The organism is Gammaproteobacteria bacterium CG11_big_fil_rev_8_21_14_0_20_46_22, from assembly GCA_002796245.1.
Taxonomy (GTDB): domain Bacteria; phylum Pseudomonadota; class Gammaproteobacteria; order UBA12402; family UBA12402; genus 1-14-0-20-46-22.
In genome coordinates this window covers 11,139-24,390 of record PCWT01000031.1, presented here as the reverse complement: position 1 = coordinate 24,390, position 13,252 = coordinate 11,139, and the positions used below count along the sequence as shown (strand labels likewise).

The window sequence follows — 13,252 nt, the reverse complement described above, 5'->3', positions numbered from 1 at the left end:
GCTAAGGTCAAGAAGGGTGAGTCCATTTCAGCGGCTCCCGCTGATTTAAATGTTTAAATTGGTCAAAGGTGGATATAAATGCTGGGTGCCAGCAAGCCTCCATGAAAGACTGGTTATTTAAAAGTACTTGTTTTTTTGGCGGTGGAAAATGAAATAGCTTAATACGCGAAGCTCGCAAGGCATTAAGCTATCCCGAGTTGAGGCTGAGCCTGAAATCAGGCGGTGTCGCGATACACTGAAAGAAAGCCTCCCATGAATCAATGAAGAAGGTTAAAAACCAATGTCGAATTCGCTCCCATAAGCGAGTTCGCTTTTTACACTTCTTGAGGGCTGCCTGGAATTGCGGGCAGCACAGTTGCTGTATTTGGTCAATCAAAAAAGCTAGCATCATTAAGTAAGCCAAAACAGTGCTCAAGTTTTGATAACCATGCCCGTAGTTGTGCTCAAAGTGATAGCCTTGTGTCTTCAACGTATTAAAAGTCTCGTTCTCTATTTTCCACCGAGCGCGTGCGCCTTTCATTAATTCATAAACATTCGCCTCTGTTATATGAAATCCTGTAATCCAAGTAAACGTTTGAGTTTTTCCTTGAGGGGAGGTCTCTTTGCATTCGAAAAAATTAACACGAAGGTCTTCATGCGATGCATTCAGTGGCGCATCATTAAACCAACGAAACTCATATTGAAAACCCTTCCGATTCATCTGCTTCGTTTGACAGCCACCCGCATTGACCCAGTCAAACAACCACTTGTTGCCATCAGGTTTCACACCAATAATATATTGATAACCCAATTCCTTAAGCAGGCTAATATGAGGCGCATTGCTATGCAGCGCATCCTCTACAATGACCATCTTAAGTTTGGGGTGCATGCAACGTAACTTCGTTAATAAGCGTTTTGACGAGTTTCTTTCACAATCGTTTTTGGTCACGCCATCTTGCTTAAGAATCGGCTCCATCGTCATTGGCAACACCGTCGATTGACGGGGGTGCACCATCACAGCGCACATCATTTGATGATAATAACTTTCGCCGCCCTTGCGGTGCTTCTTTATGCAACAGTTCTCACAATGCACGTTCTCTGAATAAAACATGCCTGTACCATCATTAGATACCAGATAATAATCATCAAGAAATGAAAACAAAGGCAGTTGCTTCCCTCTTTGTACAGCACTAAAGCAGGCCTTAAAGGCCGGCTGTAGTCGCTCCGGGTCCAGGGGATCTAAGCGTTCACGCATATAGGTATCACTGGGCACTTGATCCACACCATACAGCGTTTTTAAATTATGCCGCACCTTTTCATCTTCTTGACTGTGGTCAAATTGAAGCAGTGATGGATATTTTAAACTAAACATCGCTAATGCAGACATAAGGCAATCCGCTAATGGGTACTTTGTCCTAGCAGCAAGCGAATCAGGAATCCTGGAAAAACGTAGACGGCCGGCTTCAAGCAAACCCGGGGCTGAAAGACGCTTACGCAGCTTAATCTTCATCTCAACATCCTCATTGTTGCGAAAAATAAAATGAGAATGCCTTTACAACCCTTATTTGGCAAGGGGTTCTTTAGTTAGCGGGAATTACTGAGTCCATTTCATTGGGTTGAGGAGTATCGCGAGGATAACCCGGGTTTATTCACGGCGCGGTGTTTGCCGACAACGATAAAGCAATTTCATTCGCTTCTGCCACAACCCCAGACATGCATGCTTCAATTTGAGGTGGCAAGTCTTTAACTTGATCAAACAGCTTCGTTTTAGAGCTTTTAGCTTTCCCCATGTTATTGCCACGGTGTAGATTATGCTCAGATAAATAGTCCATCACAGCTTGATGTTCTGCCACAATATCGCTGACGCGATTGTCAAGCTTTTCAAGGGCAGAGTGCAAGGTATAAAGCTCCACTTCAATGCTGCGTTTTAATGCGTCGAGTCGAGTTGTATTATGGTTGAAAAAATCAGATGATAAATTATTTAGAGATTTCATCGACTGGCTTAAAGCGTCTAACGCGTTGTGATAGTGTTGATAGATCGCGCGGCAGTCGCTAAAAGTCTGAACCGATAATCGATAACAAACAGCGATATGAAGATACAGTTTACTTTGTCGCAAAAGCTGCTCATTTCTTTCGGTAGGTAAAGGGTCTAGTTGTCTTGTAAGGGCTGCATTGGCTTCTTTGTATTGCTGAAAGCTAATCAGTAATTTGGCACTCTTGTAATCACTGATCGGTTTGAGATTGTTTGCAGCAGAGGGTGTTTTGCTTTCTGTGTCACTCTCACTGTTATCCGATAGCGTGGAGGGCGACTCATTACCCGGTGTTGGCTCTGGTTTTGTTTTGACTCGTCGGGCGGCTTTTTCTTCTTTGTATTGAGCGAGCAATGCTTGTTGTGCTTTTTCAGCATCGTTAAGGCGCTTGTCAAAATCGGATGCCGCTAAGCTCTCCTTAAGGGGTGCAAGCCATTCGCGGGTTTCTTTACAAAAGGCGAAAGCTAGACTCACAGCGCTTTTGAGTTGATAGGAGAGGCATTCATTATCGAGGCATAGGCCGACTTCATCAAAAAATGTATGGGCTGCGGCGGTGGCGAAGACGTTTTGCTGAAACTTTTCGATGATCGTTTCCAGTACGCCTAGAGCAGCGGCCAGTGTGTTAGCGATGTGTAGTTTGGGGTGGCTGTTTAACAAGCACCTGAGCTGAATCACGTAGAAAAAGCTCAAATCAAACCAATGCGCCAGTGCGCTGATAGCTGCCACGTCATCTGGGTTTAGCATGGGTTGTGAAAGCTCAAGGTTATTGTAGCCGTTTAAGCTTATTAAGCGCGAGTTTAAAGCCTGAAAATTAGGCCGAAACCTTTCGTTATGAAACACCGCGTAAGCATTGAGTAGGTTCTCGGGCCTGATCTTCGGGAGCTGGTGGTTTGCATCCAGGCTCAGAAAATTCGGCAATTGTTTGGATAGCCGGCTGAGGTAAAGCCGAAGGAGGGGGTCTCGTTCAAGCAGCTCTCGTGTATTAAGGCACTGGCTGGTTTGTGTGGTACTCGCTGGGCGGGCTGTTTGTCTTTGTCTTCTATGGGACATGATCAGGCCTCTTGTTATGTGGCTGCGAGGATACTGAATTTAGGCCTATTTGACAATTCGTGTTGCGCTTGTTTTGCAACCCAGCGATGAATTTAGGGACGCGCCCTAGATTATGGCTTGAACGAGGTTGCAATATGGGCTATGTCGAAAGCGTTTTAAACAACAGTAAGGAGTTTTGTTGTGAGTTCATTTAAATTCAAATTGACCGTGTTGGCCATCGCAGCCACAGGCTTGTTGTCGGCAGTGAGCGCGGCAATCTATTTCATTAACCTGGAGATTGCTTCGTCGCTTCGCTCCTCGCAAAGACGTTGCTACCCAAGACGGTTGCTACTATTGATTTGTGCTACCGCTGCTTGTGGTGGCATTGGGGTTTTGGATTTGCTGCAAACCTTGCTGAATAGCCTTAACTTGACTGCCTAACTCATTGAATTGTTTTTGGGTATTGTCTTGCAGGGCTTTTAGGTTTCAGTTGCGCGCTGGCGACAACAGTGCAAAAACCCAAGGCGGCTTTTCATGAGATCAGTGCTAATAGCGCTACTCATGAAGGTAGTAGCTTGGCCGACAGTGAAATAACACCACCGCCAGTACCCGTTTCACCCGGTGTTTTGGGGATGTGGGATACGCAAGATACCTTTATAACAAATCCACCTCAGAACGCAGGTAATCTCAATTCGGCTGATAACGACGCATCTTAACCGCCAGGGTTGATCCGTCGTCGCGATGCTCTACATAGATACAAAAAAAGTAGCCTGAATTGAACGCCGAAGGCGTGATAATCCGGGTTTGATTTCCCCGGGTTATCAATGCTTCGCATTTCAACTCAGGCTACCAAAACAGGCTCCAAAACGGTATTTATAGCGCCTTCACAGCTTGCGAGCGCGGGCTAATCTCTGTAATATACCGGCCTTATTTTAATCATTTATAAGGCCTTTTTTATGCGCAGCCATTATTGCGGTGAAGTCACAGAATCCATGATTGGGCAGACGGTGGTCGTTTGCGGTTGGGTGCACCGTCGTCGTGACCACGGTGGGGTGATTTTTGTCGATGTGCGTGATCGTGAGGGCTTGCTGCAGTTGGTGTTCAATCCCGAAGACGAGGCTATGTTCGCCACGGCCGAAGCACTGCGCAGTGAATACGTGATCAAGGCCACGGGTGTGGTGCGCCATCGCCCAGAGGGCACCGTGAACCCCAATCTCAAAACGGGCCAGGTCGAAGTGGTCTGCACGCATTTGGATATTTTAAACAAAGCGGCCACACCACCATTTCCTCTGGATGAACATATTGCTGTTAGCGAAGAAGTGCGCCTAAAGCACCGTTCTATCGATCTTCGCCGCCCGGAAATGCAGCGTATTTTCCGTCTGCGTGCCAAGTTGGATTTTGCATTACGTGAGTATCTCACTGAGCGTGGTTTTTTAAATATTGAAACGCCCATGCTGACAAAAGCGACCCCCGAAGGCGCGCGCGATTACTTGGTGCCTAGCCGTGTGCACCCGGGTCAATTTTATGCCTTGCCGCAATCGCCGCAGTTGTTTAAACAATTGTTGATGATGTCGGGTTTTGACCGCTATTTCCAAATCGTGCGTTGTTTTCGTGATGAAGACTTGCGTGCCGATCGCCAGCCTGAATTCACACAGCTCGATATTGAAATGTCCTTTATGGATGAAAACCAGCTGCAAACCTTGATTGAAGATATGCTCCGCGTGGTGTTTAAATCGGTGGCGGGTATCGACCTGCCAATATTTCCGCGCATGACGTACGCTGAAGCGATGCGACGTTTTGGTAGCGATAAGCCCGATTTACGAATTCCGCTGGAGTTGGTGGATATTGCCGACCTTATGCAAGACGTGGAGTTTAAAGTCTTCCGTGGTCCGGCTGATGATCCAGACGGCCGTGTGGCAGCGTTGAAGCTTACAGGCGGTGCCGAGCTTAGCCGAAAAGAAATCGACGATTACACGAAGTTTGTGAGCGTTTATGGCGCTAAAGGCTTGGCGTACATCAAAGTCAACGATCTTTCACAAGGTGAAGAAGGCTTGCAGTCGCCGATTTTGAAATTCATAACGCCAGGTGCGATCAAAGGCATTCTTGAACGCACAGAAGCCAAAACGGGCGACATCATTTTCTTTGGTGCCGATAAGGCCAAAATTGTCAGCGATGCCTTGGGTGCCTTGCGCGTTAAGCTTGGCCGCGATAAAGGCTTGGTGAAGTTAGGTTGGGCGCCGTTGTGGGTTGTGGATTTCCCGATGTTTGAATACGAAGACGGTCGTTTTTATGCGCTGCATCATCCGTTCACTGCGCCGCAAACAAACGATGGTCGTGACTTTGCTGAACACCCCGCGCAAGCTTTATCCCGCGCGTACGATGCGGTGTTAAACGGTTATGAAATTGGCGGCGGTTCGATCCGTATTCACCAAGAAGACATGCAAAAAGCCGCGTTTCGCACGCTCGGCATTAGCGATGAAGAAGCCGAAGAAAAATTTGGTTTCTTATTGAGCGCATTGAAACACGGCTGCCCACCACACGGCGGCATTGCGTTTGGCTTAGACCGTATGGTGATGTTGATGGCGGGTACTGACAACATTCGCGATGTGATTGCGTTTCCGAAAACACAAACCGCAAGCTGCTTATTAACCGAAGCACCGGCGAGCGTGTCGACGGCACAGTTGCAAGAGTTAAGCATTAAATTACGTCAACGTGATGTGAAAAAAGAGGGTGAGTGATGGCAGGTCATAGTAAATGGGCGAACATTAAACACAGAAAAGCCAAAGAAGATAAAAAGAAGGGTAAGATTTTTTCGCGTTTGATTCGCGCGATCACCGTGGCAGCAAAACAAGGCGGCGACCCTGATGCCAATCCAGCCCTGCGTTTGGCGCTGGATAAAGCCTTTTCGGCGAACATGACCAAGGATACCATTGAGCGTGCGATTAAACGCGGTGCCGGTGGCGAAGAGGGTGCCAACCTTGAAGAAATTCGTTACGAAGGTTACGGTATTGGCGGCACCGCGGTGATGGTCGATTGCTTAACCGACAATAAAAATCGTACAGTGGCCGAAGTGCGACACGCCTTTTCAAAACACGGCGGTAATTTAGGCACATCAGGTTCGGTGGCGTTTCAGTTTGAGAAAAAGGGCTTATTGTGTTTTTCGCCTGATGCCGAGGAAGATGCGCTGATTGAAGCAGCGCTAGAGGCCGGTGCGGATGATGTGCTTACTGAAGATGACGGCAGCTTTATCGTTTACACGGCGGTAGAAGCGTTTAGCGCAGTGAAAGCCGCCTTAGAAACGGCGGGTTTTGTGGCCGATAATGCGGAAGTCACCATGGATGCTGCGGTCAAAGTAAATCTTGATAAAGTCGATGCTGAAAAGTTTTTGAAGATGATTGATGTCATCGAGGATTTGGATGATGTGCAAGAAGTCTATTCTAACGCCGATATAGCACCTGAGATTTTAGACGAGCTGGCTTAAATGAGTCGCATCATTCTAGGGATAGATCCTGGTTCGCGCGTGACCGGCTACGGTATTATTCAGGTGGATGACAAGCGTATTCGTTATGTTGATTCTGGCTGTATTCGCACCGAGAGTGAGAATATGTATGAGCGCTTGGCAGTGATTTTTGAAAACATCAAAACCTTGGTCGAGCAATACCGGCCAACGGAAGCGGCGATGGAAGAAGTCTTCGTGAATGCCAATGTGCAGTCGGCTTTAAAGCTTGGCCAGGCGCGAGGTAGCGCAGTGGCGGCTATTGCCACCTCGCGTATTCCTATCGAAGGTTATTCGCCTCGCCAAATCAAACTAGCCGTGGTCGGCTATGGCAATGCCGATAAAGCGCAGGTCCAACACATGGTCAAAACCTTGCTGGCGCTCGATAAAACGCCCCCGTCTGACGCGGCAGACGCGCTCGCCGCAGCCTTGTGTCACAGTCAAACCCATGCTAGCTTAGAGCGACTCAACCAAGCTAGGTAGCGCACCATGATCGCCCAACTCAAAGGCAAACTTCTTGAGAAAACCCCACCCAGCGTGCTGCTCGATGTTCACGATGTGGGGTATGAAATTCTAGCTTCCATGAATACCATTTTTCGTCTACCCGATGTCGGGCATACCGTCACCTTGTACACGCATTTGGTGGTGAGAGAAGATGCGCACACCTTGTTTGGTTTTTTTGATAAAGCCGAGCGTGAGTTGTTTGTGCGCTTGATCAAAGTCAATGGTATCGGTCCCAAAATGGCGTTAGCCATTTTATCGAGTATGGAAGGCGCTATATTTGCGCAATACGTTTCACAAAATGATGTGGCGGCGCTAACAAAAATCCCGGGTGTTGGGCGTAAAACGGCCGAGCGTTTAATTATTGAAATGCGCGATAAGTTTGATACCCATCCTCATACGCAAAGCTTTATGTCTGTGAGTGGTGCCGAGCAAGATGCGATCAGCGCCTTGATTGCTTTAGGTTATAAAGACACCGTCGCCAGTAAAACAGTTAAGGGCTTTTTAGAAGAGGCTGAAGATTCTGAGACATTGATTCGTCTGAGCTTAAAGGCTTTAAATAAGCTGTAGGGCATTTCTCCTGGATTGCGCGCAGCGCATAATCCTGGCTAGCGGGTTGTGTGTGTGGGCTGGGCCGCCGGGGGCTGCGAAATCTCGCGTGAAGGCAGGCAACAAGCGGGAAAAAGGCTAGCTAATACGCGGCCTAGCCCCCGGGGGTTTTGACGTGCAAGGAGAGGTGGGATTGCTGCTGCTGATGATGGTCTATTTTCTTGTGGGCGCTTGTACGTTTGAGCCGCTAGTAAAGCCGCTGTGCTATTGTACTCTTTCGGGGGCTCGTACGTTTGAGCCGCTAGTAAAGCCGCTGTGCTATCGCACGCGCCAGCTATCGCGTCAGTCGAGCGTGTTTCGGGTGCAGGCCAGTTGAAAAAGTCTGTGGCATTGCCAAGTAATGCCTGCTTGAAGAGTTTGCCGCCGTTTTGTAAAACGGGGGCTGTCCAATCACCACTAATCATGCTTGGGAAGCTGGGCACATCAATCCACCAGGCAAAGCCCGTTGAATGGATATTATTTTCAAGGTAGAAGTCGAGCATTCTTTGGTAAACAGCTTGCCAGCTGCCATCGGAGTATGCTTGTGCTTGGTTGCAACCAAACTCTGTTGAAAGGGCGGGTCTGTTTTGAAGATAGGGAGCGAGATTGTTTTGAAAACTGCCGCCATTGTCTGGATCGTAATTTTCTGAGCCTTGGTCATTGTAGGCGTGGATACCCAAAATCAGGTTGGGTTCCCCAGCCAAAGCTTCCCATTGTTCTTGCAAATGTATGTGATCGTAGCCAAAGGCTAGCCCGTTGAGTATGACAGGATTAGTTGCGCCGGTGTCTCGCACAGCTTTAAGCATTTCGCTCATGCCGGCATATTGGTCGTTACCGTTGAGCCATACATCTGGCGTCACACCGTCGCCATTGGGCTCGTTAAACAGCTCAAACATGACTGTGCCATGGTCTTTATAGCGACTGGCGATATCCGACCAAAATTGCGTGGCACCGTTTTTATCGGGCATAGGTGTTTGCTTGCGTAAAGCATCCATCCAATGCAAATCAAGGATCACAGCCATGCCATTTTGGGTGGCGAGTTCGATTATGGCATCCACGGTTTGTTTGTAGGAGCCAATCTCGCTTACATCCCCCGATTGGTTCCAGAGCTCAGCGTTTAAATCCAGTCGAATGACATTCGCACCTGTAGCGCGAATATTGTTAATGTCTTGCTCACTTAAGTATTGTCCGGTTTGACTCCACTCCAGAGAGGGGCGAACAAATCCCTGAAGTGTAATAGAGCGACCATTGGCGAGAATTTGATTGCCTGAAACACCAAGCTTAATAGGTACGTTTGTATCCTTGTAACAAGCGGGTGTTGAGCGCGGCACATTAGGAAATGGCGCTGGCTGATGAATGCTGTCTGCCGAGATGGTGTATTGATTTTCGCTTGATTTGAATGTAACGCCTTCTAAATAATAGCCTGCCTCACCCTGATAGTTTGATAAGGTGTACGCTGAGGCTGACGTTTGTCGAGCGAGATCAAACGAACCATAATAGTTGTTTTGCTCGTCATAAACACCCCAAGTGCTCCAGTCTTGGCTGGCATTATAGGGATTGGGCAAGGGGATATTCCCCATGGCACCATAATTAATGTTAAATGTGTTCCACTTTGGGCCGTTGGCCAGTAATTTCAATGAAAGCTTAGGCGCCTGACCATTGCCCAGTGAGTTGCATAATCTGGCTGTTTGCGCACTTTCGGCTACGCTTGTTGTCATCATTTTTTTACCTAATTAACATGGACTAAGCAGCTCATGCGAGCACCGCTACAACGCATGGCCGTTTTGTGTAAAAGAAATTGAGCATGTTTTAGCCTTGCTTTAGATAAATCGCCCCCTGCATCCAGAAAAATCTCACCGCCACCCAAGCGATAAAAGCATCGCAATGTTTGGCCGTTATGAATAATTTGAGCAGAGTCAAATAGCGCGTGCTTAGCCGAAATCGCCGCACCGTAACTTGCGTATTCAACGCCTAATACTTTGGCAGACAAAAGCGCATTAAAGGAATGCTGAATTTTTGTGGTATGAATACGATAAGGCGCAGGGCACCAGGTAATGTTGGCTAAGCTAAGCATTGAGGCAAACAATAAAGTAAGAGAGGCGTTTGTTTTTTTCATGGTCGACTTATTTATTATTATTTGGTCAAATTATACGCATAATTAGCGATGAAGGCAAGAAAAATAGCGCGCCCTAATCAGGCTCGAGGCATAAGGTCTTACTTAATCTCTCAATATCCGTTTGGACGCTCTCGTTATTGTCAAGCGTTAGGGCAATGCTGACAGGGCCCATAAAACGGTAGCGCTCATTCGTATTGATCAATGTCAGTAGGGCTTGAGTGTTGATATTGGGCTTGGAATGAAAAGTGATTTTCAGCGTGCTATCTTGTTTTTTCAGTGCTTTTATATCAATCGTATGGCACAACTGTTTAACACGCTGAATCGTGAAAAGATTTTCGGCTTGTTTGGGCAATAGGCCTAAACGGTCAATCATTTCAATTTTAATCGATTGTAAACTTTCTTCATCGTTGGCGGTGCTGATACGTTGATAAAACATTAAGCGCAGATGGATATCAGGAAGATAATCTTCAGGAATCAAGGCATTAATACCCACATCAATGTCGATATCTTCGTGCAACGCTTCATCAAGGTTTAGCATTTTGCCATTTTTAATGCTTTCAACGGCGCGCTCAAGCATGCTCATGTACAGCGAAAAGCCCACAGCATGCATTTCACCACTTTGCGATTCACCTAATAGTTCACCGGCGCCACGGATTTCTAAATCTTGTGTGGCGAGCATGAAACCTGCGCCCAAATCTTCGTGCTGTCCAATCGCTTCTAAACGTTTTTGAGCCTCTTTAGTGATGGACTTCGGGTCAGGAATCATGAGATACGCATAGGCTTGGTGATGCGATCGACCCACACGGCCGCGTAGCTGGTGCAGTTGCGCTAAGCCAAATTTATCGGCACGATCGATGATGATGGTGTTTGCCGTGGGGATGTCAATGCCGGTTTCAATGATGGTCGTGGCGACTAACACATTAAATCGACGGTGCGCAAAATCCACCATGGTTTTTTCCAGTTCGCGTTCATGCATTTGACCGTGGCCAATCACCACGCGTGCTTCAGGAACCAGGGTTTCAATGTGCCGCGCTGTTTTTTCGATGGTCTCGACATTGTTATGCAAAAAATAGACTTGGCCGCCGCGCATGATTTCACGCAAAATCGCATCGCGAATGATGCCCTCTTGGCGCTTTTGAATAAAGGTTTTCACGGCCAGTCGACGAGCGGGTGGTGTGGCGATAATCGACAAATCGCGCAGTGTCGCAAAAGCCATGTTCAGCGTGCGCGGAATCGGTGTGGCGGTCATCGTTAAAATATCCACTTCGGTGCGCATGGCTTTGAGTTGTTCTTTTTGTTTCACGCCAAAGCGATGTTCTTCATCGATCACTAATAAACCTAGTGCATTAAAGGCGATGTCTTTGCTTAGAATCTTATGTGTGCTAATGACAATATCCACTTTGCCAGCGGCCAAAGCGTCGATCGTTTCTTTTTGTTGTTTGGGTGTGACAAACCGTGAAAGCACTTTGATGTTCACGGGGAAGTCTGCAAAGCGGTCGCTAAAGGTTTGAAAATGTTGTTGTGCGAGCAGGGTGGTCGGCGTAAGCACGGCGACTTGTTTGTGATTCATCACCGCGATAAAGGCGGCCCGCATTGCGACTTCGGTTTTGCCAAAGCCCACATCACCACACAGCAAGCGATCCATGGGTTTTGCCGCGGCCATGTCATGCAAGATGGCTTCGATCGCGCGCTCTTGATCGACCGTTTCCGTGAAAGGAAATTGGCTGCAAAAGGCTTCATAATCGGAGGGTGTGCAGTTAAACGCAAAACCACCGCGTGCTTCACGCTGCGCATAAATCGCTAATAGCTCTGCGGCTACATCGCTCGCTTTTTCTTTGGCTTTGCGTTTTTCTTTTTGCCATTTATCACTGCCGAGTGAATGCAAAGGTGCGTTTTCACTGTCGCCCGCACTGTATCGGCTAACCAAGTGCAGGCTGGTGACCGGCACAAATAAATTGCTATTGGCGTATTGGATTTTAATAAACTCGCCAATGTGCGAGCCGTGTTCGATGGTTTCTAAACCGTGATAGCGCCCCACACCGTGATCGATGTGCACAATCGCTTCACCTTCGTTAAGCTCGGCCACGCTGCGCAGGCCAATGTCATTTTCGGGCGTGAGTTTGCTTTTACGCGCACTGCGTCGTTGGCTGGCTTGCTCGCCCAGAAGTTGCGTTTCAGTGATCAGTAAGATTTCATCGTGCACCAAGCCTTGATCGAGTGGGGCGATCGTGATGGCGTTCTGATGTTTTGTTTCAAGGAATTCCGACCAGGTTTTGATGGTGTGGGTTTCAATGTTTTGGCTTTTTAGCCACTGTTTTAAGACTTCACGCCGGCCTTTGCTGTGTGCCGTGAATAACACGCGTTGAGAAACCTGTTCGCCTAGGTATTGTTTTAAACGCTGCAGCTTTTCAGTTTCTTTGACTTCGGCCATTAAGTTTGGAAAAGGCGAATCTGCCTTTAAATTAATATCGTGATTTTCGTGCTGGTTCAGCTTTAAAAACACATCACTGGGTGCAAAAAATCCCTGGCTAGGCGGTAAAATAGGGCGTGTAACATCGTGAGAGAGCTGCTCGTGTCGATGCTTGATCTCTTGCCAGTAATTTTCACAGGCTTTGTTCAGTGCGGGCAAGCGAATGATGTGTGTGTTGGCTGGCAAATAATCGGCAAAGCTTGTGGTCTCATCGAAAAACAAAGGAATAAAATACTCCAAACCGGATGAAGCCACACCTTCGCTGACGTCTTGATACATTGGGCATTGCGCGGGGTTTACAGCAAAATTTTCGCGAAAGCGGTTTCGAAACCGTGTGCGTGAATCTTCGTTTAAGGAAAACTCGTGTGCAGGCAAGAGCTTGATGGCTTCGATTTTTTCGATCGAGGTTTGTGTGTCCGGATCAAAGCTACGTAGGCTTTCAATTTCATCATCGAATAATTCGATGCGATAGGGCAAGTCGCTGCCCATGGGGAATACATCGATAATCGCACCGCGGATCGCAAATTCGCCGTGTTCAAACACTTGGCTATTGGCACGATAGCCGTGTTCTGTCAGTGCGTTTCGAAAGGTGTCCACATCCAGTGTATCACCCAGATGGTAATGAAAGACATTAGCTGCGATAAAATCTTTAGGCGGCAATCGGTTCATCAGCGACGGAGCGCTGGCGATCATGATGCCGTGTTTAAGTTTGGGCGCACGATTGAGTAGTTCGATCCGACTTGAGAGTAAATCTTCATGCGCTGAAAACGGATCGTAAGGCAGGGTTTCCCACTCTGGAAACAGTAGTACATCGGTTTTTTCAGGCGTAAAGAAGCCCAGCTCGTCTTCTAGTTGGTACGAGTGAAATTGTGAGGGCGTTACCACAAGCACAGGGCCTTTGTGCTGTTTTGCATAGTCAGCAATGGCTAAGGCAAGCTCGCTACCCCACAGCGGCTTTGATAGGTCGCTTGAAAACATCGCGACATTATACTGAGTTTTTGTGCTTTATGAAGTGTTTGCGAGGAATAAGGATGTATGCTTTC

The 13,252-nt window shown here is 47.6% G+C and carries 10 protein-coding genes; 5 read left to right on the top strand and 5 right to left on the bottom strand.

What is annotated here, in order from left to right; genetic code table 11:
- Nucleotides 1–187 precede the first annotated feature (187 nt).
- A complete protein-coding gene (locus COV52_03820; GenBank protein PIR11448.1) occupies nt 188–1,489 on the bottom strand; it encodes a transposase in 1,302 nt (433 codons plus the stop codon).
- A gap of 139 nt (nt 1,490–1,628) precedes the next feature.
- Nucleotides 1,629–3,059 carry a hypothetical protein gene (locus COV52_03815; GenBank protein ID PIR11447.1) on the bottom strand — a complete coding sequence of 477 codons (1,431 nt, stop codon included), beginning with the start codon at nt 3,057–3,059 and terminating at the stop codon, nt 1,629–1,631.
- Between the two features lie 180 nt (nt 3,060–3,239).
- Between COV52_03815 and COV52_03810 the strand changes: the two genes are divergently transcribed.
- The 5 genes from COV52_03810 to COV52_03790 all read left to right on the top strand — a co-directional run bounded on the left by COV52_03810 (nt 3,240) and on the right by COV52_03790 (nt 7,605).
- Nucleotides 3,240–3,479 (top strand): hypothetical protein, encoded by a 240-nt coding sequence (locus COV52_03810; protein ID PIR11446.1) that lies wholly within the window; start codon nt 3,240–3,242, stop codon nt 3,477–3,479.
- Nucleotides 3,480–3,994: 515 nt separating this feature from the next.
- Entirely contained in the window at nt 3,995–5,776 is a 1,782-nt protein-coding gene (locus tag COV52_03805; protein PIR11445.1) for an aspartate--tRNA ligase, read from the top strand.
- Nucleotides 5,776–6,519 carry a YebC/PmpR family DNA-binding transcriptional regulator gene (locus COV52_03800; protein ID PIR11444.1) on the top strand — a complete coding sequence of 248 codons (744 nt, stop codon included), beginning with the start codon at nt 5,776–5,778 and terminating at the stop codon, nt 6,517–6,519. Before COV52_03805 ends, COV52_03800 begins: the two co-directional genes overlap by 1 nt.
- On the top strand, nt 6,520–7,017 hold the full coding sequence (locus COV52_03795) for a crossover junction endodeoxyribonuclease RuvC (protein PIR11443.1): 498 nt from the start codon (nt 6,520–6,522) through the stop codon (nt 7,015–7,017).
- Between the two features lie 6 nt (nt 7,018–7,023).
- Nucleotides 7,024–7,605 carry a Holliday junction branch migration protein RuvA gene (locus COV52_03790; protein PIR11442.1) on the top strand — a complete coding sequence of 194 codons (582 nt, stop codon included), beginning with the start codon at nt 7,024–7,026 and terminating at the stop codon, nt 7,603–7,605.
- 38 nt (nt 7,606–7,643) lie between these two features.
- Here the strand turns inward: COV52_03790 and COV52_03785 are convergent, their stop codons facing one another.
- The 3 genes from COV52_03785 to mfd form a co-directional block, all read right to left on the bottom strand.
- Nucleotides 7,644–9,344: a hypothetical protein gene (locus COV52_03785; GenBank protein PIR11441.1), complete on the bottom strand. Its 1,701-nt coding sequence runs from the start codon at nt 9,342–9,344 to the stop codon at nt 7,644–7,646.
- Between the two features lie 8 nt (nt 9,345–9,352).
- Nucleotides 9,353–9,739 (bottom strand): hypothetical protein, encoded by a 387-nt coding sequence (locus COV52_03780; protein PIR11440.1) that lies wholly within the window; start codon nt 9,737–9,739, stop codon nt 9,353–9,355.
- A gap of 73 nt (nt 9,740–9,812) precedes the next feature.
- On the bottom strand, nt 9,813–13,187 hold the full coding sequence (gene mfd, locus COV52_03775) for a transcription-repair coupling factor (GenBank protein ID PIR11439.1): 3,375 nt from the start codon (nt 13,185–13,187) through the stop codon (nt 9,813–9,815).
- Between the last annotated feature and the right edge of the window lie 65 nt (nt 13,188–13,252).

Coding starts and splice junctions, on each gene's coding strand:
- COV52_03820 (PIR11448.1), bottom strand. CDS start 1,489: ATGAAGATTAAGCTGCGTAAGCGTCTTTCAGCCCCGGGTTTGCTTGAA.
- COV52_03805 (PIR11445.1), top strand. CDS start 3,995: ATGCGCAGCCATTATTGCGGTGAAGTCACAGAATCCATGATTGGGCAG.
- COV52_03800 (PIR11444.1), top strand. CDS start 5,776: ATGGCAGGTCATAGTAAATGGGCGAACATTAAACACAGAAAAGCCAAA.
- COV52_03795 (PIR11443.1), top strand. CDS start 6,520: ATGAGTCGCATCATTCTAGGGATAGATCCTGGTTCGCGCGTGACCGGC.
- COV52_03790 (PIR11442.1), top strand. CDS start 7,024: ATGATCGCCCAACTCAAAGGCAAACTTCTTGAGAAAACCCCACCCAGC.
- COV52_03815 (PIR11447.1), bottom strand. CDS start 3,059: ATGTCCCATAGAAGACAAAGACAAACAGCCCGCCCAGCGAGTACCACA.
- COV52_03780 (PIR11440.1), bottom strand. CDS start 9,739: ATGAAAAAAACAAACGCCTCTCTTACTTTATTGTTTGCCTCAATGCTT.
- COV52_03785 (PIR11441.1), bottom strand. CDS start 9,344: ATGATGACAACAAGCGTAGCCGAAAGTGCGCAAACAGCCAGATTATGC.
- mfd (PIR11439.1), bottom strand. CDS start 13,187: ATGTTTTCAAGCGACCTATCAAAGCCGCTGTGGGGTAGCGAGCTTGCC.